This window comes from Mesorhizobium sp. WSM3862 (assembly GCF_002294985.1).
In the GTDB taxonomy this organism is placed as follows: Bacteria; Pseudomonadota; Alphaproteobacteria; order Rhizobiales; family Rhizobiaceae; genus Mesorhizobium.
In genome coordinates this window covers 341,033-364,034 of record NZ_NSGE01000004.1, presented here as the reverse complement: position 1 = coordinate 364,034, position 23,002 = coordinate 341,033, and the positions used below count along the sequence as shown (strand labels likewise).

The following is a 23,002-nucleotide window of genomic DNA, read 5'->3' as shown; positions in this document are numbered from 1 at the left end:
AAGAACACATGCCGATGCGTCAAGCCTCGAAGCCTGCGGCAAACGCGCCGAATTTGCGGCGCGAGTGTCGTCAAACCAGACCCGGTCTGGAACGCGCTTAGTCGCCGTAAGGCACCCAGACGTTCTTGACCTCGATGGCGCGGCGCAGGACGGCCTCGCCAGCCGCCTCGCTCGATGTCCAGTCGAGGCTGCGGCCATTGCCGGTCCAGACGCGCTTGAGGTTGCCGATGGAATCGACCTCCGCCTTGGCGCAGGTGTCGGCATCGGCAAACACCCAGAGCCCATCGACGTCGTCGTGCTTGGCCAGAACGCCGCAGAGCTCGGCGCTGCGGCCGGTGACGATATTGATGGCGCCGGCCGGAATGTCGGAATATTCGATGATCTGGTAGAGATCCGTGGCTAAAAGCGGGTGACGCTCGGACGGCACGGCCACCACGGCGTTGCCCATGGCGAGCGCCGGCGCCACCAGCGAGACGAAGTTGAGGAGCGGCTGATTGTCCGGCGCAACGATGCCGACGACGCCGACAGGCTCGTGCAGCGCAAGCGTCACGGCGCGGGCCGGCGGCTGGTGGACGCGGCCCTCGAACTTGTCGGTGAGGCCGGCATAGAGGAACAGCCGCTCGATGGACTGCTCTACCTCCTCGCGCGCTGCCTTCGCCGTCACGCCGGTGAGTTGGACAAGGCGTGCAGCGAACTCATCAGCACGGCCCGAAAGGTTTTCCGCGAAGTAGTAGAGCACCTGGCTGCGGTTGAAGGCCGTCGCGTCCGGCCAGGCCTTGCAGGCGCGCGCGGCGGCGACCGCGTCGCGGATATCCTTGCGGTTGCCAAGACCGACTTCGCCGGCAAGCTTGCCCTTGGCGGTGGCGACGGCCAGCGCGTAGTTGCCGTCCGGACGCACCTGCTTGCCGCCGATGAACAGCTTTGCCGTGCGGTCGATGGCCATACCGTCAGCCTGCTCGACGACCTGCGCTGAGCCGACTGCGGCCGGCTTGATGGCGGGGCCGACCGGCAGCTTGGCGGCAAGATATTCGAACATGCCTTCGCGTCCGCCTTCGCGACCGAAGCCGCTTTCGCGATAGCCGCCGAAGCCGCAGGCCGCATCGAACATGTTGGTGCCGTTGACCCAGACGACGCCCGCCTTCAATTGCGGCGCGACATGCAAAGCGAGATTGACGTTCTCGCTCCACACCGAAGCGGCGAGACCGTAACGCGTGTTGTTGGCCAGCTCGACCGCCTCCTCGGTGTTGCGGAAGCTCATTGTCGCCAGCACCGGCCCGAACACCTCCTCCTGCGCCAGGATATTAGCCGGCGAAACAGAGGTGGCGAGCGTCGGCAAGTGATAGTAGCCCGTCGTCGGCAAGGCAGCGTCCGGCTGCCAGCAAGTGGCGCCCTGCCTGGCGCCCTCGGCGATCAGGCCCTTGACGCGGTCGAGCTGCGTGCGGTCGACCAGCGGCCCGATGTCGGTGTTCTTGTCGAGCGGGCTGCCGACCCGCAGGCGGCTCATCCTGACCTTGACCTTGGCGATGAAGGCCTCCGCGATGCCTTCCTGCACCAGGAGCCGCGAGCCGGCGCAGCAGACCTGGCCCTGGTTGAACCAAATGCCGTCGACCAGTCCCTCGACGGCGCTGTCGAGGTCGGCATCCTCGAAAACGACGAAGGCCGATTTGCCGCCGAGCTCCAGCGACAGCTTCTTGCCCGATCCGGCGGTTGCCTTGCGGATGATCTTGCCGACCTCGGAGGAACCGGTGAAGGCGATCTTCTGCACGCCCGGATGGTTGACGATGGCGGCACCCGCCTCCGGTCCGCCCTGAACGATGTTGACGACGCCTTTCGGCACGCCGGCGCGCTCGCAGATCTCGGCGAACAGTATGGCGGTGAGCGGCGTGAATTCGGCCGGCTTCAGCACCACCGTACAGCCGGCCGCGAGCGCGGGCGCGATCTTCCAGGCCAGCATCAGCAGCGGGAAGTTCCACGGAATGACCTGGCCGACGACGCCGACCGGCTTGTGGCCGGGAAAATCCTTCTCGAGCGTCTGCGCCCAGCCGGCATGATGGATGAAGTGGCGGATGGCCAGCGGCACGTCGATGTCGCGGCTCTCGCGGATCGGCTTACCGTTGTCGACCGATTCCAACACTGCGAACAGGCGCTGATGGCGCTGCATGGCGCGGCCGATGGCATAGAGCGCTTTCGCTCTGGCGTAGCCCGATGATGCCGACCATTTCGGCAGCGCCTTTGTGGCCGCCGCAACCGCGGCGTCGATGTCGCCGGCGCCGGCATCCGAGATCTTCGCCAGCAGGTTGCCGGAGGACGGCTCGCTGGTATCGAAAGTCTTGCCGCTTGCCGCCGCCTTCCAGGCGCCGTCGATGAACAGCGCCCTGGAGAAATCGCGGCCGGCGAGCCAGGCGTCGGCCTCGTTGCGGGCTTCCGGCGCCGGGCCGTACTCCATGGCGCGATAGCGTTCGAGGATGTTCATGGGGTCGCTCCTTTACCCTTCCCCTTGTGGGGAGGGCCGATCGGCGAAGCCGATCGCGGTGGGGGTGAATGGCTGATGGTCTGGTGCATGGATCAGGCAGATTTGTTTTTCGACCCCCACCCCGCCGCTTCGCGGCGACCCTCCCCGCAAGGGGGAGGGGGGTGGCTCACGCCATCGCGTGGCGATGGTTGGCCGAATAGTGGCCGGTCAAATGATGTTCGAGCTGGCGCTCGATGTCGGTGAGCAGGCTGGAGGCGCCGAAGCGGAACAGCTGCGGCTCGAGCCAGGGCCGGCCAAGCTCTTCCTTCATCAGCACCAGCCAGTCGAGCGAGACCTTCGCGGTGGAAATGCCGCCCGCCGGCTTGAAGCCGATCAGATAGCCGGTCTCCTCGAAATAGGCGCGGATGGCGCGCACCATCGCAAGCCCGACGGGAAGCGTGGCGTTGACGCTTTCCTTGCCGGTCGAGGTTTTTATGAAATCGGCGCCCGCCATCATCGCCACCATCGAGGCCAGCATGACGTTGCGCAGGGTGGCGAGATCGCCCGTGCCTAGGATGACCTTGAGATGGGCTTCGCCGCAGGCGGCGCGCATGGCGACGATCTCGTTGAACAGTTCGCGCCATTTGGCGCCGTAAACCAGCCCGCGCGGGATGACGACGTCGATCTCGTCGGCCCCGTCCTTCACCGAGGCCTCGATCTCCTGCAGGCGGGTCGAGAGCGGCGCAAGGCCGTGCGGGAACGCTGTGGAGACGGCCGCGACATGGATGCCTGTGCCACGCACCGCATCCACGGCCGTGGCCACGAAGGGATGGTAAACACAAACCGCCGCGGGGCGGATCGTTTCGTCGGCGATGCCGAGGCCCTCGACGATATCCCGGCGCAGCGGATTGATCGCTTTGGCGCAGAGCCGGCGCACACGCTCGTCGGTGTCGTTGGAATTCAGCGTGGTCAGGTCCATGCAGGCGATCGCGCGCAGCAGCCAAGCGGCCTGGTTGTCGGCCTTGATCGAGCGCCGCTTGGTGAGGGTGGCGACGCGGCGCTCCAGCGCCGAGCGGTTGACGCTGCGCACGGATTCGAGGAAGCCGAGGTCCAGCTTCATGCCAGGATTGCGGGCAATGCCGTGCTCCAGCGGCATCGGCGTGTTGGCGGCGGCACGCGCCGGCAGCGGCATGATCTTGGACGCGCCTGCGCCGGCCTCGCGGATGGTGCTGCTCATCTCCTGCCCTTTCATTCAGCGACGTGCACCGAAGATAGCCCGCGAAGTTGTCCTTCACGAGTCCTTCAGTGGCTCATAGCGGAAAAAGGCGGCAAAAGCAGTAGATTTTTGACCGCATGGTCAAAACACTGGGAGATGCCTCAGCCGACGAAGGCGCGCTCGACGACGAAGCTGGCGGGATGGCTGAGCGAGCCCTCCTCGAAGCCGAGGCTTTCGGCGAGCTCCTTGACGTCCTTCAGCATGTGCATCGAGCCGCAGATCATGATGCGGTCGGTCTCGGGATTGAGCTTGTCGATGCCGAGGTCGGAGTAAAACTTGCCCGAGCCGATCAGGGCCGTGATCCGGCCCATGCGCGCCGACTCCTCGCGGGTCGTCGAATTGTAGAGCGTGACACGCCCGCCGGTCAGCTCGCCGATCAGCGGATCGGTCTCGAGCGCAGCCACCAGTTCCTGGCCGTAGGTGAGCTCGGCGTTGTCGCGGCAGGTGTGGGTGAGGATCACCTGATCGAACTTCTCATAGGTGTCGGGGTCGCGCAGCAGGCTGGCGAAAGGCGCGATGCCGGTGCCGGTCGAGATCATGAACACGCGCTTTGCAGGCGTCAGCGCGTCGAGCACCAGCGTGCCGGTCGACTTCTGGCGCATGATGACGGTGTCGCCGACCTCAATCTTCTGCAACTCGGAGGTCAGAGGACCGTCCGGGACCTTGATCGAGAAGAATTCGAGCTCGTCGTCCCAGGCGGGGCTGGCAACGGAATAGGCGCGGAAGATCGGCTTCTCGGCATTGGGCAGCCCGATCATGACGAACTCGCCGGAGCGGAAGCGCAGCGACTGCGGGCGGGTGATGCGAAACGAGAACAGGCGGTCGGTGTAGTGCTTCACCGACACCACGGTCTCGGCATAGACATTGGCCGGGATCGGGAACTGCAGCGGCTTTGCGCCGGCGAGGTTCAACGCGGATGTCGTGTTCATCAAACCCAACTTTCCGGCGCGGACGCGAGGCGCTGGCGCCAAACTTTCTCATGCGCGCCCGAACGGTCAGGTTCCGACGTGCTCTCTGCACACTGCCAAGCGGTAAGCTCTTGTGTCCGGAATTTATTAGTATACAAATGATCTTCAGGTCAAGATGGCAGCGTAAAACGGCTTTCCAAACCGAGGCATATCCGTAGTCCTGGCATTTCGGGTTTCGGCAATGAATGAGAAATTTTCGGCGTCGGCGGGAAGCGTGGTTGCCGGCATCGATGTCGGGGGAACCTTCACCGATCTGCTCCTGATCGACGGCAAGGCCGGCGGCAAGGTGCACATCGCCAAGACCCCGACGACTGTAGAAAATCAGGCCTTTGGCGTGGTCGCCGCACTTGGCGCGACCGGCTTTCCGGTCGAGGGCATCGACCTCATCGTGCACGGCACGACGACCACCACAAACGCCGTGCTGGAGCGCCGGCTGGCCAGGACCGGCATGATCACGACGCGCGGCTTCCGCGACGTGATCGAGCTTGGACGGCGCACGCGGCCGCAAGCCTATGGCATGACGGGCACCTTCGTGCCGGTCATTCCGCGCGATCTGCGGCTTGAAGTTTCGGAGCGCGTCGAGGCCTCCGGCGCGGTTCGCCTGCCGCTCGACGCGGCCGAAATACGCGATGCCGTGAAAAAGCTGCTCGACGCCGGCTGCGAGTCGCTCGTCATCCATTTCCTGCATTCCTACGCCAACCCCTCGCACGAGCGGCGCGCGGCCGAGATCGCGGCGGAGCTCTGGCCGAACGGCCACATCACGACCGGCCATGCGCTGCTTTCGGAGGCGCGCGAATTCGAACGCGGCGTGACGGCGGCGGTCAACGCCTCGGTGCAGCCGATCCTGGAGCGCTATGTCGAGCGGCTGCGCAAGGAGCTCGCGGCGAAAGGTTATGCGCGCGACTTCCTGATCATGAACGGCAATGGCGGCATGATCTCGGCCCGCTTCGTCACGCAGGAATCGGCAAAGACCGTCATGTCCGGTCCGGCTTCCGGCGTCATCGCCGCCGCCTATACGGGAAAACGCGCCGGCTTCGCCAACCTGGTGACCTACGATATGGGCGGCACCTCGACCGACGTGGCGCTGATCCGCAATGCCGAGCCCGCGGTCTCGAACGAGATCGAGATCGAATATGCGATGCCGATCCATGTGCCGATGGTGGCGGTGCACACCGTCGGCGCCGGCGGCGGCTCGATCGCGCGAGTCGACGCCGCCGGCCTGATCCAGATCGGCCCGGAAAGCGCCGGTGCCAATCCCGGCCCGATCTGCTACGGGCGCGGCGGCACGGAACCCACCATCACGGATGCCAATCTGGTGCTCGGGCGGCTGGCGCCGAAGAAGCTGCTTGCGGTCGACAATCCGGTCACTGTCGAGCGCGTCACCGCAATCTTCGAGGACAGAATCGGCAGGCACACGGGCCTTTCCGGCGTCGAGGCGGCCGGTGCCATCTTGAGGCTCGGCAACATGAAGATGGCGGGCGCCATCCGCATGGTTTCGGTGTCGCGCGGCCACGACCCGCGCGATTTCGCGCTGTTCGCCTTTGGCGGCGCCGGGCCGCTGCACGCGACGGCGCTGGCCCGCGAACTCGGCCTGCCGAAAGTGGTGGTGCCGGCACGCCCGGGTATCACCAACGCGCTCGGCTGCGTCGTCGCCGACCTCAGGCACGACTTCGTCAATACGGTCAACCAGCCGGTAGCGAGCCTCGACGAAGCAAAGCTTCGCGAGTTGTTGGAACGGCACCGAAACGAAGGCGAGGCGCTGATCGGCAAGGAAGCGGTGAAGCCCGATGCAATCCGCGTCACCCACTCCGCCGACATGCAATTCGTCGGCCAGACGCACATCATCAACGTGCCGCTGCCGTCATCCTCGGTTTCACGGACGACGCTGCAGCAGCTGTTCGAAAAAGCCTATTTCGCGCGTTTCAAGGTCGAACTGCCGGAGATCCGCGCCAATCTCGTCAACCTCAACACCTCGGTGACGGGTGTGCGGCCGCAGATCGACCTGTCTCAGCTGATCGACCCGGCAGGACGCGCGGCGGCGCTCGAGGAGGCGCGGCGCGAGATCCGGCCGGTCTGGTACAGCGGGCGCTGGCACGACACGCCGGTCTATGCGCGCGAGAGGCTGCCGCTCGACGCAACAATCGAGGGACCGGCGATCCTCGAGCAGATGGACGCCACCACCGTGCTTGAGCCCGGCGATCATGCGCGTTCGGACGCCGACGGCAACATCATCATCGACATCGGCGAGGCCTGACAATGGCAGTCGAAGGGGCAAAGCTCGACACGATCACGCTTTCGGTGCTGCAGGCCGCCCTGCAGCAAGTTTGCGACGAGATGGATTTGACGTTTTCCCGCGCCGCCTTCTCGCCGGTCATCGCCGAGGCCAATGACCGCTCCGACGGCATCTATTCCGCCGTCGACGGCTCGCTCATCGCGCAAGGCAGCCAGGGCCTGCCGGTATTCGTCGGCGTCATGCAGTATTCGACCAAGACGGTGATCGAGATGATCGCCGACGGGCGCTGCCTGACCCCCGAGCCCGGCGACATCTACATCGTCAACGACCCCTATCTCGGCGGCACGCATCTGATGGACGTGCGCTTCGTCATGCCGGTCTACCGCGACGGCAAAATCTTCTGCTGGCTGTCCAACACCGGCCATTGGCCGGATATCGGCGGCTCGGTGCCTGGCGGCTTCTCGGCCTCGGCCACCGCCGTCGAACAGGAAGGTCTGCGGCTACCGCCGGTGAAGCTGTTCAAGAAGGGCCTGCTCGATCCCGAGATCTACGCCATCATCTGCTCCAACATCCGCGTCGCCGACCAGCGCATCGGCGATATCCGCGCGCAGGCTGCGGCGCTGCTGATCGGCCAGGACAGGCTCAATGAAATCCTCGATCGTTACGGCGACGAAACCGTGGTCGACGCGGTCGCCGAACTGCGCCGCCGCGCCGCCGACCAGATGCGCGCCTCGATCGCCGTCATCCCGGACGGCGTCTACCGCTCACAGGCTTTTGTCGATTCTGACGGCGTGGTGAACGAGCCGCTGACCATCAATCTGGCCGTCGAGAAGCAGGGCGACAGCCTGACCTTCGATTTCGCCGGCTCGTCAAAGCCCTGCGCAGGCCCGATGAACAGCGTGCTGGCGACGACGCTGTCGTCGGTCTATCTCGCCATGCGCCATATCTTCCCCGAAGTGCCGATCAGCGCCGGCGCGTTCGAGCCGCTCAATGTCAAGCGGCCCGAAGGTACCTTCCTCGACGCCAAATATCCGCGCCCGGTCTCGGGCTGCGCGGCGGAAGTTTCGCAGCGCATCGCCGAGGCCGTGTTCGCGGCCATGGTGCAGGCCTTGCCGGAGAAGGTCACGGCGGCGCCCGCCGGTTCCAGCGGCAATTTCGCGCTCGGCGGCAACGACCCGGCGCGCGGCCGCGACTATGTCATGTACCAGATTTCAGGCGGCGGCTATGGCGGCAACGCGGGCCATGACGGCTTGAGCAATGGATGCTCGACCATCGGCATTTCGAAATCGCCGCCGGTCGAAATCATGGAGCAGGCGTTCCCGGTACTCTACCGCCATTACGCGCTGCGCGAAGGCTCCGGCGGCGCCGGCAAACATCGCGGCGGCTTCGGGCTCGCCTACGAGGTCGAGATCCTGCGCGGTGAAGCCCGCGCGTCCTTCGTCATGGACCATGGCCGTTTCGGGCCGCAGGGCGCGCTTGGCGGCAGGGACGGCGCGCCGAACACAGTGACCGTGTTCCGGGGCGGCGAATCGCATGTGCCGCCGCATCTGTCGAAAGAGCAGGATATCGCGCTCAAGGCCGGCGACCGCGTGCGCGTCGGCACGCCCGGCGGCGGCGGCTATGGCGATCCGCGCGAGCGTGATCCGAAGCAGATCGCCGAGGATGTCCGGCTCGGCTATTATACGCCTGAGCAGGCGCGAGAGATGTTCGGGGTCGATCCGGAGGTTTGATCAGGCCAGCTTCGCCAGCAGCCGCAGGAAGGTCGCGGCCTCCTTGGCCGTGAGCGGCGCCAGCGTTTCCTCGGTGATGGTGCGCGCAAGCGGAATCAGCCGCTCGATCGCGTCGCGGCCTTCAGCCGTCAGATTGACCAGCAGCCGCCTCTTGTCGACCTCGTGCTTGAAAAGCTCGACCAGCCCGCGCGCCTTCAGCCGGTCGATGACACCCTTTACGGTCGCGGCATCCATGGCGATCAGCGTGCCGAGCTGGTTCTGCGAGGTCTCGCCGATGTCGTAGAGCTTGGCGAGAGCGGCGAATTGCGGCGGCGTCAGATCGCCGATGTGCGAGGCGAAGATCGCCACATGGCGCTGATGCGCCTTGCGCAGGATGAAGCCGACCTGGTCCTGCAGATGGTAGTTGTTCTTGTCCAGCTCTTCGGCTTCGACCAGCCGCAGCAGATTGTCCTCGCCGCTCATCTCAAGCCGTCCCAAGCCTTGATGTCCGCGGCCGCAAGACCGCCCATGCGGTTGTGGACTCGCGGGCCGCAGGTCATGGCGAGGCAGAACAGGATCTCATCGGGACGCGGGCCGTCGCTGATGCCGACTTCCATCGCGTCGAAATGGCTGCGCACATAGGCGGCGTTGATGTGGCCGAGCGGGACATCGAGCCGTGCGCCGAAGGCGCCGACCTTCTTCGCCGATGGCACGATCGCCTTGGCGTCGCCGAGCCGCTCGCGCATGGCGTAGCCGCCGGGCACGTGCCAGAGCGCGCCGTGCTCCAGTTCGCCGGCACTGCCGACGATGGCGCCCTTGCCGTAACCGTCGATCTTTTTCACATCGCCGCCAAGGGCTGCGATCAGCCTGTCTGAAAGCAAGAGCCCGAGCGGCTTCAGGTCTTCCATTGCGCCCTGCAGGTCCTCGACATAGCGACCGGCAAACGGGTTCTTGACCACGGCGAGAGCCGCGGCGCGCAGGCGCGGCTCCTTCGCCACGGCGCCGCCATCGTGGAAGATCTCCTCGGTCAGCACCGCGACCTTGCGGATCGTGAATTCAGGCATGGGCAGTTTCCTTCGCTCTATGCTTGTTGGGCGCGGCGAGCGCCACGGAGCCACTGATGCGGGTTTGGCCGGCAAGGAACAGCGCCGACGCGGCGATCAGGCCGCGCCTGCGAAAATCTTCGGCGACGGCAAGGCCGTTGTCCAGCGCCCGGGCCACCTCGCCGGGCGCTAGCCCGCCGACGCCCTGCGTCACCAGCCGTTCGGCGAGATCGCTGTCGGGTGAAAGGTCCCGCGCGGGCACGCGATGAACCGCCGGGTGCCCAGGCAGGTCGACCGCGTTGGCAATCAGCGTCGCCGCGGCATCCGCCTCGGCGCCGGTCCGCGCCAGCACGGTGACCGCGTCGGCGATGCCCAGCGAAAAGGAGCGGCCGCGCCAGCCACTGGTGGCGACGCCGCGCACGCCGTCTTCGGCGCGGATCGTGATGCGGTCGGCCATGCCGTGCCCGGTGCCGGCGATCGCCAGCGTTATTGTCTCGCCCTTACCGAGATGAATGGCACTGTCGCCGCCATTGTTGACGTAGGCGCGCTCGAGCCGGCGTCCGGCGAGAAGCGCGGCCAGAACTTCGTCGGCTACCGAACCCGCAACGGCGGCCATTGGCGTGATGAAGCTGTCCGCGAGCGGTGCGACCGCGGCCTCCATGCGCCGCGCGGTCGGACCTGCAAAGCCGCGCGGCGTCAAAGACGCCGGACGGCGCAATTCGGGAAGCTCGTCGACCAGTTCGGTCAGGATCGTCTGGAAGCGCGCGACGGCCTGCACGCAGCCGGCGCGGCGTTCAGCTGCATCGCCAAAGGCCTCGACGATGAGGTCGATCGGCCCGTGGTTGAGATGAAGCCGCCTGCCGTCGGCGAGCCAATGCGCCTGCGGACCGTTCATCAGTCGGCCCCATTGGCCGGGGTGCGGCGCAATTGCGCCAACGGCGGCCAGGGATTGCCGGCCGGCGCGCCGGCATTGCTGCGCGGATTAAGGTACTCGCCGCCCTTGGCAAGAATATCCTCGACGCTGCGGATCTCGTCCTCGTAACCGCCGAGCCGGACGTAGTCGTCGCGGCGCATGGTGAATTCGATCGGCGCGACCAGCGCCGGCGTCGGCACATAGCCGAATGCGCCTTCCGGCACGCGGGTGACATCGACCATCAGGGTGATGCCGCCGCCCGGCCAGACATAGACCGGCGCGCCGCCGACCGTGACATAGGTCTTCAGGCCCTGAACCGAGCGGGTGAGATTGACCGGGTTTTCGGTGACGCCGGCGCGCAGCGAGCCGCCGGCGCCGCCGATGAAGAGCACAGTGCACAGGGCCGGCTCGCAATTGTCCTCGATCAGGCCGACGGATTTCTGCAGCCGCTCCGGGAACGGTTTTTCGACCGGTTTCAACTGATCGTCCAGTTCGTAGTAAGCGAACTGTTCGCCCGTGGTCGAGACCATCAGCAGCGACAAGCCGGGGCGAGCACCCTTCTTGGCGTTCCAATCGCCCAGGATCGACAGCGGATCGGAGATCGTCGTGCCGCCCCAGCCGAGACCGGGCTCCGAAACCTTGAAGTAGCGGCCGGGCGTCGAGCGGCGGCCGATGATCTTTATCCCGGTATCCTCCCAGCCCAATACCTTGCCGGCCTGATGTTCCGACACGACGCCGGTGATATGGTCGTCAACCACCACAACCTCGTCGACGAGCCCGCGCCATTGCGTGGCGAACATGCCGATGGTGGCCGAACCGCAGCCGACGCGCATGCGATGCTCGATCTTGCCGTCGATGACCGGCGCCTTGCCAGCCTCGACAATGACCGTCGCACCGCCGTCGATGGTGAGCTCGACCGGCTTCCTGTTGCAGAGGTTGAGAAGCGCGTCGCAAGTCGCGCGGCCTTCAGCCTTGGAGCCGCCGGTCAAGTGATGCACGCCGCCAAGCGACAGCATCTGCGAGCCATACTCGCCAGTGGTGACGTGGCCGATCGCCTCGCCTTCCGAGCGCACGGTCGCCGTCTCGTCGCCGATGTGGCGGTCGGTATCGATCTTCACCTTGACGCCGCAATAAGAGAAGATGCCCTCGGTGACGACGGTGACGAGATCGACGCCCTCGACCTCCTGGCTGACGATGAAAGGTGCGGGCTTGTAATCCGGGTAGGTGGTGCCGGCGCCGATAGCGGTGACGAAGCGGCGGCCGGTGTTGACCAGCTCGCCACCCCACTCCTCGCCCTCGGCGACGAATGGCACGACCGCGCCGCCGGTCTCGGCCGCGTGGTCGAGGACGGTGAGAGGGTCCATGCGCACGATGCGCCCGCCGACATTGCCGTAGCGGTCGCAGGCCCCGGTGCGGCCGTCGGCGATGTAGCACATCACCGGACAGGCATCGCATCGAATCTTCTCCGCCACCTGCTTCTCACCGGGATCGTGGGTTTCGAAACGTTCGGCAAGCTCGCTCATCGGCGCGCCTCCTTCTCGCGGATCGCCGCCAGGATGCGGCTCGGCGTCGCCGGCACTTTGGTGACCAGCACGCCGGTGGCATGTCGGATGGCGTTGAGGATCGCCGGCGCGGTCGGGATCAGCACATGCTCCCCCAAACCCTTGGCGCCGAAAGGTCCTTCCGGGTCCGGAACTTCCACCAATATGTGCTCGACTGGCGGCACGTCGCCGATGGTCGGGATGAGGTAGTCGTGCAGGTTCTCGGTGCGGCCGGGGATATATTCCTCCATCAGTGCCATGCCGATGCCTTGCGCGATACCGCCCTCGATCTGCCCCTCGACCAGTACCGGGTTGATGGCCTTGCCGACATCATGCGCGGCGGTGATCTTGAGCAGCTTCACCGTGCCCAGCTTGAGATCGACCTCGAGCTCGGCGATCTGAGCGCCATAGCCATAGACGGCGTAGGGCTTGCCCTGGCCCTTGGCGTCGAGCGGCAGCGTGGGCGGATCGTAGGTCTCTTCGGCGACGAACACCAAGCCATCGGCATCGACCTTCAGTGTTGACAGATCGATGCGCCGCGTCGCGTCCCCCTCGCGGATTGAGATGCTTGCGCCGTCGAGCGCGATCGTCGCCTTCTCGGAAACATTGGCGAAACGCAGGATCTTTTCGCGCAGCGCTCGGCCTGCCTTTTCGGCCGCCTTGCCGGTCACAAAAGTCTGGCGCGAGGCGGATGTTTTGCCGGCGTCCGGCGTGATGGCGGTGTCGGCGCTCTTCAGCCGGAATTTCGCCAACGGCAAGCCGAGCGCATCGGCACAGATCTGGGTGATGACCGTGTTCGAGCCTTGGCCGATGTCGACGGCGCCCTGGTGCAGCACGACATCTCCGGAGGCCGAGACGCCGGCCTTGATCGTCGAAGGATTGGGCAGCGACGTGTTGCCGCAGCCATACCAGCAGGAGGCGACGCCGACGCCGCGCTTGCTTGCCGTGTTGACGGCGTTGAAGGCTTCCGCCTCGCCAAGCGAGCGCGCCCAATGCGGTTGAAGCAACTCCAGGCATTCACCGATGCCCACGCCCGATTCCAGGCGCTGGCCTGTGACCGTTTCGCACCCGTTCCGAAGGCAGTTCTTCAGGCGGAAATCGAGCCGATCCATGCCAAGCTTGCCGGCGAGCTCGTCGTAGAGGGTTTCCTGCATGATGGTCGCTTGCGGCACGCCGAAGCCGCGGAAGGCGCCGGCGATCGGGCCGTTGGTATGGATGGCCCTCCCCGTCGCCCGATAGTTCGGCGTCTGATAGGGGCCGGAGGCATGCACCGGCACGCGGTTGGCAACCGTCGGGCCCCAGCTTGCATAGGCGCCGGTGTTGAAATCGCCCTCAAAGATCATTCCGGTGACGCGGCCCTCGGAATCGGCACCGATGGTCGCGTCCATTTCGGCCGGATGGCGCTTGGTGGTCGACATCATGGATTCGTTGCGTGTGTAGGCGAGTGCCGCCGGCCTGCCGGTCTTCATCGCCACAAGGCCGATCAGAGGCTGAAGCGAGACATCAAGCTTCGAGCCGAAGCCGCCGCCGGTGGCGGTCGGCACGATGCGCACCTTTTCGACCGGGAGGCCGAGCACCTTGGCCGTGTCGTCGCGATCCATGTAGGGCGCCTGCGTGCAGGCAACGACAACGAGCGTGTCGCCATCCATGTAAGCGAAGCCCGCTTCCGGCTCGATATAGGCATGCTCGACGAAGGAAGTCCCGAAGGCGCCGGAGACGATGACAGCAGCGGCGGCAAGGGCGCCGTCGGGATCGCCACGCTCGACATAGCCGGAGGTGAGCAGGTTCGCCGGGCGGTGCCGGTGGATCAGCGCCGCGCCGTCGGCTTTCGCCTCGCGGGGCTGCAGCACATGCGGCAGCTCCGTCCAGGCGATCGGAAAATCCGTCAGGTCGAGGTCGAGGATGGCTTCGCGCTCGCCCGCCACCAGAGCCACCGCCTCGCCGCGCAGGCGCGCGAAACCTTCGGCGAGAGCCGGCTGATCAGCAAAGGGGCCGATGACCCCGAAGCAGTTCCTGCCCGGAATGTCGGCGGCGGTGAAGACGCCGGCAATGCCGGGATGTGCCTTGGCCCAGGCGTCGAGATCCCCGAAGCTGAAACCGGCGTGATAATAGGGCGAGCGGACGACCAGCACCGACAGCGCATCGTGCGGAAAAGAATCGCCGCCGAATTTTTCGTCGCCGGTAACTTTCGGCACGCCGTCGAGCCGGATCGGCGAGGCGCCGACGGCGCGGCCGACCTCCGGCAGGCGACGGTCGAAACCGTCCATATGCTGCGAGGCATGCATCACCGCCGCGACGATTTTCCGGTACCCCGTGCAGCGGCAGAGCACGCCGCCCAGCGCATCCTGCGTCTCGGCCTCACTCGGCGTTGGGTTGCGCTCCAGCAGCGCGGTAGCCGCCACCAGCAGCCCCGGCGTGCAGATGCCGCATTGCGCGGCGCCGTGTTCGAGGAAGGAGGCCTGCAAGGCCGACAACCTGCCGTTGGCGAGGCCCTCGACCGTGATGACGGACGCGCCCGAGACCGAGGCCGCCGGCACAAGGCAGGCGCAGACGGGATTGCCGTCGACCAGCACGGTGCAGGCGCCGCAATCGCCGGCGTCGCAGCCGACCTTGGTGCCGGTCAGCCGCAACTCGTCGCGGAGAACCTGCGAGAGCCGCCGCACCGGCGGCACCGACACGCTGACAGCCGCGTCGTTGACCTCGAAGGCAATATCGGTGCGCTCCATTGTCATGCGGCCACCTTGCCTTCGCCAAGGCTGGTCGCAGCGCACACCGCGCGGACAACGATCTCGCGCGCCGCATGCTCCCGGTATTCGGCGCTGCCGCGCACATCGGCGATTGGCGACAGTTCGTCGATCGGCGCGGACAGCACCGCATCGGCGAGCGCGGCGGTAACCGGCTGGCCGCGCAGGGCCGCCTCGACGCCGGCAAGACGACGGGCGACGGCGGAGCAGGCGCCGACAGCGATAGCAGCATCGGCGACCACGCCATCTTCGATCACGAGACGCGCCGCCGCCATGGCGATCGAGATCACGAGATAACGCCGCGCGCCAAGCTTGACGAAGGCGGACGAGCCGACAGCCGAACGTTTCGGCACACGAATGGCGGTAACCATCTCGTCCGGCTGCAGCGCCGTGCGGCGATTGCCGAGAATGAACCCGCCAAGCGGCAGGTAGCGCGTGGCTTTCGCCGACCGCAATTCGACTTCGGCATCGACCACCTGCAGCGCCGGCACGCCGTCGGCGGCGGGCGAAGCGTTGCAGAGATTACCGGCGACCGACGCGACGTTCTGGATCTGGACCGAGCCGACTTCGCACGCGGCCGCCTTCAGCGCATCGAACGCCCTGGGCAGCTTGTGGCGCACGACGTCGGTCCAGGTGGTGCGGGCGCCGATCCGCCAATAGTCGTCCGTCTCGGCGATGTCGCGCAGTCCGGCGAGACCATTGATGTCGAGAATGTTGTCGCGGAAAGGTTTCGCGCCCTGCGCCGGATAGAAATCGGTGCCGCCGGCCAGAATGCGCCAGCGGTCCTCGCCAAGCAGAGCGAGCGCCTCGTCGACCGTGGTGGGTTTCGCGTAACGGATCACGCTTTGCCTTCCCAGAAAGGGGCCTTTCCGAGGGAATCTGCCGCCGTCCAGCCGGGCAAATTCATTCGTATGCAAATGATATCAACTTCGCCGCGATTGTCAAAGCGAAGTGGTCGGCCACGGCTTTGTTATACCGGTGGAGGTTGACGCAGCCGGCCATCTGGTCAAGGTTCCGTGTCCGGTCGCGTCAACTGGGGCCCAAGCCGAGAAAGAAGGGAGGCCGCATGGCCGACGAAGCGCTCATCGTCATCGACCTGCAGAACGACTTTTGCCCCGGCGGCGCGTTGGCCGTGGCCGGCGGCGACGAGATCGTGCCGCTGGTCAACGACCTGATCCGGCGGACCGATCACGTGATCCTGACGCAGGACTGGCATCCGGCCGGCCATTCGAGCTTCGCTTCCAGCCATCCAGGTAAGCAGCCCTTCGAAGCGATCGAGATGCCCTACGGGCCGCAGACGCTTTGGCCGGATCACTGCATCCAGGGCAGCCTTGGGTCCGATTTCCATTCCGGGCTCGCCTGGACCAAAGCGGAACTGGTCATCCGCAAGGGTTTCCGCACCGCGATCGACTCGTATTCGGCTTTCTTCGAGAACGACCACACGACCCCAACCGGCCTTGCCGGCTATCTCAAGGAGCGCGGCATCGACACCATCACCTTGGTCGGCCTGGCCACCGATTTCTGCGTCGCCTTCTCGGCACTCGATGCCGCCAAGCAAGGTTTCAAGACGACGGTGCGGCTGGATGCCTGCCGCGGCATCGATCTCAACGGCTCGGTCGGCACGATGCTGAAACGGATGCGCGAGGCCGGGGTGGTGCTCGAAGATCACCTTTCGGACTGACCGCGCCGTGAGGCATCGAGGGGGCTTTGCGACATTGGCGAAGGTGTTGGCGGCAACCATGACGGCCGCACTCCTTCTCGCCTTCCCACAACCGGTTTTCGCAGCCGAGGCGCATGAGCTGCCCGGGGCGGCGATGTCGCTCTGGTGGGCGCTGCCCTTTGCCGGCCTGTTGCTGTCGATCGCGACCGGGCCGCTCCTGTTCCATCATGTCTGGGAGCATCATTACGGCAAGATCGCCGCCGCGTGGGCGGCACTTGCCGTGGTTCCGCTGGCGATCGCTTTCGGCATGCCGTCGGCAAGCGAGGCGGTGCTGCACACGCTGCTCACCGAATATCTGTCCTTCATCATCCTTTTGTTCGCGCTGTTCACCATTTCCGGCGGCATCCTGGTCGCCGGCAACATCCACGGCACGCCGCTGGTCAATTCCGGCCTGCTGCTGATCGGCGCGATCCTCGCCTCGGTCATCGGCACGACGGGCGCCTCGATGATCCTGATCCGGCCGATGCTGCGCGCCAACGACAACCGCCCGTTCAACGCGCATGTGGTGATCTTCTTCATCTTCCTGGTTTCGAACATCGGCGGCTCGCTGACCCCGCTCGGCGACCCGCCGCTCTTCGTCGGCTTCCTGCGCGGGGTCGACTTCTTCTGGACGACCGCGAACCTCTGGCGCGAGACGCTGTTCACCGGCGGGCTGGTGCTGATCATCTTCCTGGCGCTCGACATCGTGCTGCATCGCCGCGAGGGCGGCTTGCCGAAGATCAAGGACCCGACACCGGACACGAAGGTGCGCCTGCGCGGCCTCGCCAACCTGCCGCTGCTGGCCGGCGTGATCGGTGCGATCCTGCTTTCCGCCAGCTGGAAGCCGGGCATCAGCATCCCGATCCTCGGCATCGGCCTGGAACTGCAGAACCTGGTCCGCGACGCGATCATCCTGGCGCTGGCCTTTCTGTCGCTCAAAGTCTCGTACAAAAACCACAGGGAAGCGAACGGCTTCAGTTGGGGGCCCATCGCCGAGGTGGCGAAACTGTTTGCCGGCATCTTCATCTGCATCGTGCCGGTTATCGCCATCCTGAGAGCCGGGCACGATGGCGCGCTGGCGCCGCTGGTTTCGCTGGTCACCTCGGCGGACGGCCAGCCCGACGATCTCGCCTATTTCTGGCTGACCGGAGCGCTGTCGTCCTTCCTCGACAACGCGCCGACCTATCTGGTGTTCTTCGAGCTTGCCGGCGGCGACGCTAGGCACCTGATGACGGAGGCGGCCTCCACGCTCGCCGCGATCTCGGCCGGCGCCGTGTTCATGGGTGCCAACACTTATATCGGCAATGCGCCGAACTTCATGGTCTTTGCTATCGCCAGACATCGCGGCTTCAAGGTGCCGGGCTTCTTCGGCTACATGGCGTGGTCCGGCCTGGTGCTGATCCCGACGTTTTTGATCGCGGGGTTTTTGTTTTTTAGGTGAAGCGGTGCAGAGCTTTACCTCCCCTTGTGGGGAGGTCGGGCCAGGTCCGGGTGGGGGTCGGCGCCAGCTCCCGCTGCTTCGCAGTGACCTTCAGCCCACGCCTACATAGCGCCGAACCGCGGAGGGGTCGGCGCGCAGTTCCTCGACATCGACCGTCTCGCGGTTGCGGCCGTTCTCGATGAATGAGATGCGGTCGGCGACCGACAGCACGGCGTCGACGCGCTGCTCGACCAGGATCGTCGAGACGCCCAGATCGCGCAGCTTCGCCACCGTCTCGCGGATCTTGGCGATCATCGACGGCATCAGCCCTTCGGTGGGCTCGTCGAGAAGAAGCACCTGCGGCTCGAGGCAGAGCGCACGCGCCATGGCAAGCATTTGCTGCTCGCCTCCGGAAAGCGTGCCGGAGCGTTGCTTCAAGCGCTCTCGCAGCAGCGGGAAAAGGTCGAGGACGCGTTCCCGCGTCGCCTTGCCCTTGCCGCGGGCCATCAGGCCGATCTCGACGTTTTCCGCCACCGTCATGTCGGCGAATAATCGCCGGCCCTGCGGCACATAAGCGACGCCCGTCTTCGGCACGTCATGCGCGGCAAGCCCGGTCAGCTCCTTGCCGGCCAGTCTGATCGAACCGGCAGCGGCCGGAACCAGCCCCATGATCGCCTTCAGCGTCGTCGTCTTGCCGGCGCCGTTGCGGCCGAACAGGCAAAGCACTTCGCCCTTGTTGAGGACAAGGTCGAGCCCGTAGAGCACCTGCACCTCGCCGTAAAAACAGTCGAGGCCGGAAATAGCGAGCAGCCCGCTCTCGGTGCCGGGGAGATCAGCCATGGGTCGCTCCGAGATAAGCATCCTGCACCTCGGCATTGGCGCGGATCTGCTCGGGCGTGCCCTCAGCGAGAATCTTTCCCGAATTGAAGACGGTGATGCGGTCGGCAAGCTGCATGACCACCGGCATGTTGTGCTCGATGAGGAGCACGGTGGCATGCTTGGCGATCTCGCGCACCAGTAGGACGAAATTGTCGATCTCGCTGTCGGCCAGCCCTTGCGTCGGCTCGTCGAGGATCAGCAGGCGCGGCCTCAGCGCCAGGCCCATTGCCACCTCCAGCAGGCGCTGGTGGCCGTAGGAAAGCTGGCCGGCCGGCGTGCCGGCGCGGTCGGCGAGGCCGGTGCGTTCCAGCGCCGCCATGACGCCGCTCCTCACCTGCCCCTTCGAGCGGCCGTCGGTCAGCGTGCGCTGCACCGGCAGCGCGACATTGTCGTAGGCCGTGAGGTTGGCGAAGACGCTGGTGATCTGGAAAGTGTAGGCAACGCCGAGGCGAACCCTTTTGTAAGCCGGCATGGTCGTGATGTCGGCGCCGTCGAAGACGATCATGCCGGAGGACGGCCGGATGCGGCCGCTGAGCAGGCTGACGAAAGTTGTCTTGCCGGCGCCGTTGGGGCCGATGATGGCGCGGATTTCGCCCGGCATCAGCGCGAAATCGACGCCGTCGACGGCGCGCAAGCCCCCGAAACGGCGCGAAAGACCCTTGGTGGTGAGCAGCGGCATCACGGCAACCATCCGAGCCAGCGCTGGCGGACGCTGCCCAGAACGCCCTTCGGAAAGAAGAGCACCAGCAGGATCAGCGCCACGCCGACGATCAAAAGATAGGCGGAGGTGAAGCCGCTGGTGATGTCGGTGACATAATACATGAACAGCGTGCCGATGAGCGGCCCGAGAATGGTCGCGGCGCCGCCGAGCAGCACCCAGAGCAGTGGCAGGATCGAATACTGCACCGACGCGAAGCTCGATCCAATATAGCCGAACAGCAGCGCGTAAGCCGCACCGGACGCGGCGCAGATGGCGCCCGAGGCAACGACGGCGACGAGCTTGTTGGCGACGGTGTCGTAGCCCAGCATCTTCGTGCGCTCCTCATTCTCGCGAATGGCGACCAGCACGCGGCCGAAGCGGGAGCGAACGAGGACAAGCGTGATGAGCAGCACGACCGAGAACAGCGCCAGAGCGCTCATGTAGCGCACAGTCGGATTGGTCAGGTCGAGCGATGCGCCGCCGATCGCGATTATTCTCGACGGCTGCTGGATGACCAGGCCCTGATCGCCGCCGGTCCAGGCGGCGAAATAAAGGATGAGCAGATAGAAGACCTGCGCGAACATCATGGTGACGATCATGAAGGCCACACCCGATGTGCGCAGCGCGAGCAGGCCGATGACCAAGGCAAGCAGGGCGCCGCAGGCAACCCCGGCAACGAAGGCTTCCGGCACGCCCCAGCCCAATTGATAGACAGCCAGCCCGGCACCATAGAGGCCGGCCGAGAAGAACATGGCGTGACCGAGGCTGAGCAGGCCGACATAGCCGAAGAGCAGATTGTAACCCATGGCGAAGACCGCAAGCGCCATGATGCGCGCGAACAGGCCCTGATGATAATCGGGCAGGACGAAATTCAGCGCGAACAGGAGCGCGATGACGCCGATATGCAGCGCGTAGATCTTCGCCGGCGAAGCATCCTTCATCGCGCCGCCGTCCCGAACAGGCCTTGCGGCCGGAACACCAGCACCATGGCGACCACCAGCGTGGCGATGATCTTGGCCAAGGTCGGCGAGAAGAACACCGAGACAATGCCGTCGGAGAGGCCGATCAGGATGGCAGCGACCACCGTGCCGCGCAGCGAGCCGAGCCCGCCGATGATGACGACGATGAAGGACAGCAGCAGGGGGTCCTGCCCCATCAGGTAATGCGCCTGGCTGATCGGCACGATCAGCACCGCCGCGATTGCCGCCAGCATGGCGCCGATGGCGAACACGCCGGCATAGACACGCTCGACCGGGATGCCGAAGGCCTGCGCCGTCTCGCGGTCATACTGGGTGGCGCGCATGATCAGGCCGATTTTCGTCCGTGTCAGCACCAGCCAGGTGATCACCAGCAGAACCGCGGAGGCGGCAATGACCGAGAGCTTGTAGCCTGAATAGCCGAACCACGGCAGCAGGATGCGGTAGTTCAAGGGCGGCTCGACCGGGCGCGCTTCCGGCCCGTAGAAGGTCAGCGCCAGCTGCTGGATGATATAGAGCATGCCGATGGTGGCGACGATGGTGCCTTCGGGATTGTAGTTCAGCCGGCGCAGCACCAGCCATTCGGCAAGAAACGCGACCAGCCCGACCAGCAAGGGCGCAATCACCAGCGCGGCGACGAAGCCGACCGCGGGATGGCCGGAAATCGCCGTCGAGATCGCCCAGGCAAGCACGGCGCCCAACATGAAGAACTCGCCATGCGCGACATTGACGATGCGCATGACGCCGAACACCAGCGACAGGCCAAGCGCCGTCAGCGCCAGCACGGCGGACGTGACGAGGCCTTCCAGGGCGGCGAGCAGGAGGTGGGGTCCGAAGTGCATGGGCTAGATACCGGCGGATGCGCGAGGCACCCCCCACTGCCCTGCCGGGCTGTCCGGCAGGACAGAGGGGGGTGGCTTGGCGCTCACGCTCGGTGAAACGTCGACGCTCACAGCGCTTGCGTCGTGTAATCCCCTTCCGGCTCGTAGAGGCCGTCCTCGATCTTGGTCTTGTGGACGACCTTCAGCTTGCCGCCTTCGACCTTGGAGATGTTCTGGATGCCGAAGCATTGGTGGATCTTGCCGTTAAAGGTTTTCGGACCCTGCGGATGCTCCGGCCCTTCGGCGAATTCCTTCAGCGCTTCGGTTGCCTCGACCAGCTTGGCGCGGTCTTCCGGCCCCTTGTAGCCGGCATCCTCCATCGCCTTCTTGACGACATAGAGCGTCTCCCAGCAGCCGAACATGTGGGCGGCGGTGGAGACGTCCTTGGGGTCGCCGACGGCGGCGCCATTGTCGTCGATGCCGACGGCGGCGCGATAGGCCTTCTGCGCGGCGGAGTCATCGGGCTGCGCGTAGCGCGGCGAGCCTTCCCAGAAATGGCTGCCGTCGAGGAATTCGAGGCCGGGGCTGTTGATGTCGACGGCTTCGAGGGAGTCGATGAAGCCGAAGAGCTGCGGCCTTTGCGAGCCGTAGAACTCGCCGAGTTCCTTGACGAAGGTGAGCACGGCCGGACCGACCATGACGTGGTAGATCACCTCGGTCTCGGCCGGGATCTGCGGGAAATATTTGGTGAAGGACGACTCCGTCGGCGGGATGGCGATCTGCGCGATCACGTCGGCGCCTTGCGCCTTCAACGCCGGCGGCAGGTAGTCGCGATGGTCGTAGCCGAAGGCGAAGTCGGGGAAGATCTGCGTCACCTTCTTGCCGGCATTCGCCGCGATCCACGGCGCCATCGACTGGATCTGGCTCTTCACGTCGGTGATGCCGGGCTGGAAGACGTAGCGGTTGAGCTTCGTCGAGGCGACGTGGTGGCCTTCGCTGACCACGAAATAGGGGATCTTGTTTTCGCCGGCGGCGGGCGCCGAGCCGATCACCACATGCGAGAACAGCGTGCCGAAGACGATGTCGGTCTTATGCTGCGTGGCGAACTTGCCGACCACCTCGGCGCCGCGGGCAGGATCGGTGCCATCATCTTCGATCACCAGCTCGACCTTGCGGCCGCTGATACCGCCGGCATCGTTGATCGCCTTGACGGCGGCAGCGCTCGTCTTCTCGTACCAGCGGCCGTAGGCGGCGCCGATGCCGGTGCGGTGCGACTGGAAGCCGATCTTGATCGGCGCCGAACTCTGCGCCTGGCTGTAGCGAACGAAGCCGGGCGCGAGCGCCAGGCCGGCGCCGGCGACGATGCCTTTCAGCGCTGTGCGGCGGGAAAGCGTGCTTTTGGAGAGGTCGAAAAATCCGTTCTTGTCAGCCATGTCCGTTCCCCTGTTTTCAGTTTTTTGACCAGCGATAAGGCGGCTCGATCCTCCGCGCTCGGAGGACGCGAAAATTGCATGTGTACAAACTAAATCACCAAAGCCGTGACGTGGCAAGCGAGCTTCCACTCCAGCGCCGCCGCGCGTCCTCTAGGGGACGCGCAAAGGACGCTGGCGCACTTTCATGTTCCGCA

General features: G+C 65.7%; 18 protein-coding genes. 4 read left to right on the top strand and 14 right to left on the bottom strand.

The window, feature by feature from the left end:
* Nucleotides 1-97: 97 nt before the first annotated feature.
* The 3 genes from CK224_RS14170 to CK224_RS14160 all read right to left on the bottom strand — a co-directional run bounded on the left by CK224_RS14170 (nucleotide 98) and on the right by CK224_RS14160 (nucleotide 4,657).
* Nucleotides 98-2,473 (bottom strand): aldehyde dehydrogenase family protein, encoded by a 2,376-nt coding sequence (locus tag CK224_RS14170; protein WP_095782196.1) that lies wholly within the window; start codon nucleotides 2,471-2,473, stop codon nucleotides 98-100.
* 166 nt (nucleotides 2,474-2,639) lie between these two features.
* Nucleotides 2,640-3,689 (bottom strand): deoxyribose-phosphate aldolase, encoded by a 1,050-nt coding sequence (gene deoC, locus CK224_RS14165; protein WP_095782195.1) that lies wholly within the window; start codon nucleotides 3,687-3,689, stop codon nucleotides 2,640-2,642.
* 140 nt (nucleotides 3,690-3,829) lie between these two features.
* Nucleotides 3,830-4,657, bottom strand: coding sequence for a ferredoxin--NADP reductase (locus tag CK224_RS14160; protein ID WP_095782194.1), 828 nt, complete (start codon nucleotides 4,655-4,657; stop codon nucleotides 3,830-3,832).
* A 220-nt stretch (nucleotides 4,658-4,877) separates the two neighbouring features.
* On the opposite strand from CK224_RS14160, the gene CK224_RS14155 reads away from it, so the two are divergent.
* A complete protein-coding gene (locus CK224_RS14155) occupies nucleotides 4,878-6,950 on the top strand; it encodes a hydantoinase/oxoprolinase family protein (protein ID WP_095782193.1) in 2,073 nt (690 codons plus the stop codon).
* Between the two features lie 2 nt (nucleotides 6,951-6,952).
* Nucleotides 6,953-8,659 (top strand): hydantoinase B/oxoprolinase family protein, encoded by a 1,707-nt coding sequence (locus CK224_RS14150; RefSeq protein ID WP_095782192.1) that lies wholly within the window; start codon nucleotides 6,953-6,955, stop codon nucleotides 8,657-8,659.
* On the opposite strand, the gene CK224_RS14145 is transcribed toward CK224_RS14150, so the two are convergent.
* From CK224_RS14145 to CK224_RS14120, 6 genes are read right to left on the bottom strand one after another with little or no spacing between them, the layout of a single operon-like run.
* On the bottom strand, nucleotides 8,660-9,121 hold the full coding sequence (locus CK224_RS14145) for a MarR family transcriptional regulator (RefSeq protein ID WP_095782191.1): 462 nt from the start codon (nucleotides 9,119-9,121) through the stop codon (nucleotides 8,660-8,662).
* Nucleotides 9,118-9,702 carry an amino acid synthesis family protein gene (locus CK224_RS14140; protein ID WP_095782190.1) on the bottom strand — a complete coding sequence of 195 codons (585 nt, stop codon included), beginning with the start codon at nucleotides 9,700-9,702 and terminating at the stop codon, nucleotides 9,118-9,120. The genes CK224_RS14145 and CK224_RS14140 overlap by 4 nt, the downstream gene beginning before the upstream one ends.
* Nucleotides 9,695-10,576 carry a hypothetical protein gene (locus tag CK224_RS14135; RefSeq protein ID WP_095782189.1) on the bottom strand — a complete coding sequence of 294 codons (882 nt, stop codon included), beginning with the start codon at nucleotides 10,574-10,576 and terminating at the stop codon, nucleotides 9,695-9,697. The genes CK224_RS14140 and CK224_RS14135 overlap by 8 nt, the downstream gene beginning before the upstream one ends.
* Nucleotides 10,576-12,117 carry a 6-hydroxynicotinate reductase gene (locus CK224_RS14130; protein WP_095782188.1) on the bottom strand — a complete coding sequence of 514 codons (1,542 nt, stop codon included), beginning with the start codon at nucleotides 12,115-12,117 and terminating at the stop codon, nucleotides 10,576-10,578. Before CK224_RS14130 ends, CK224_RS14135 begins: the two co-directional genes overlap by 1 nt.
* On the bottom strand, nucleotides 12,114-14,867 hold the full coding sequence (locus tag CK224_RS14125; RefSeq protein WP_095782187.1) for a molybdopterin-dependent oxidoreductase: 2,754 nt from the start codon (nucleotides 14,865-14,867) through the stop codon (nucleotides 12,114-12,116). Before CK224_RS14125 ends, CK224_RS14130 begins: the two co-directional genes overlap by 4 nt.
* Complete coding sequence (locus tag CK224_RS14120) at nucleotides 14,864-15,721, bottom strand: xanthine dehydrogenase family protein subunit M (protein ID WP_095782186.1); 858 nt, start codon at nucleotides 15,719-15,721, stop codon at nucleotides 14,864-14,866. The genes CK224_RS14125 and CK224_RS14120 overlap by 4 nt, the downstream gene beginning before the upstream one ends.
* Nucleotides 15,722-15,945: 224 nt before the next feature.
* On the opposite strand from CK224_RS14120, the gene pncA reads away from it, so the two are divergent.
* Nucleotides 15,946-16,560, top strand: a complete 615-nt coding sequence (gene pncA, locus CK224_RS14115; protein ID WP_095776932.1) for a bifunctional nicotinamidase/pyrazinamidase — start codon at nucleotides 15,946-15,948, stop codon at nucleotides 16,558-16,560.
* Nucleotides 16,561-16,618: 58 nt separating this feature from the next.
* A complete protein-coding gene (locus tag CK224_RS14110) occupies nucleotides 16,619-18,019 on the top strand; it encodes a sodium:proton antiporter (RefSeq protein ID WP_095782185.1) in 1,401 nt (466 codons plus the stop codon).
* Nucleotides 18,020-18,109: 90 nt separating this feature from the next.
* On the opposite strand, the gene CK224_RS14105 is transcribed toward CK224_RS14110, so the two are convergent.
* The 5 genes from CK224_RS14105 to CK224_RS14085 form a co-directional block, all read right to left on the bottom strand.
* Nucleotides 18,110-18,838, bottom strand: a complete 729-nt coding sequence (locus CK224_RS14105; RefSeq protein WP_095782184.1) for an ABC transporter ATP-binding protein — start codon at nucleotides 18,836-18,838, stop codon at nucleotides 18,110-18,112.
* Nucleotides 18,831-19,559 (bottom strand): ABC transporter ATP-binding protein, encoded by a 729-nt coding sequence (locus CK224_RS14100; protein ID WP_095782378.1) that lies wholly within the window; start codon nucleotides 19,557-19,559, stop codon nucleotides 18,831-18,833. Before CK224_RS14100 ends, CK224_RS14105 begins: the two co-directional genes overlap by 8 nt.
* Nucleotides 19,556-20,518, bottom strand: coding sequence for a branched-chain amino acid ABC transporter permease (locus CK224_RS14095; RefSeq protein ID WP_095782183.1), 963 nt, complete (start codon nucleotides 20,516-20,518; stop codon nucleotides 19,556-19,558). Before CK224_RS14095 ends, CK224_RS14100 begins: the two co-directional genes overlap by 4 nt.
* Nucleotides 20,515-21,396 carry a branched-chain amino acid ABC transporter permease gene (locus CK224_RS14090; RefSeq protein ID WP_095782182.1) on the bottom strand — a complete coding sequence of 294 codons (882 nt, stop codon included), beginning with the start codon at nucleotides 21,394-21,396 and terminating at the stop codon, nucleotides 20,515-20,517. Before CK224_RS14090 ends, CK224_RS14095 begins: the two co-directional genes overlap by 4 nt.
* Before the next feature lie 107 nt (nucleotides 21,397-21,503).
* The gene (locus CK224_RS14085) at nucleotides 21,504-22,808 is read right to left on the bottom strand and encodes an ABC transporter substrate-binding protein (RefSeq protein WP_095782181.1); all 1,305 of its coding nucleotides are present in this window, start codon (nucleotides 22,806-22,808) and stop codon (nucleotides 21,504-21,506) included.
* Nucleotides 22,809-23,002 lie beyond the last annotated feature (194 nt).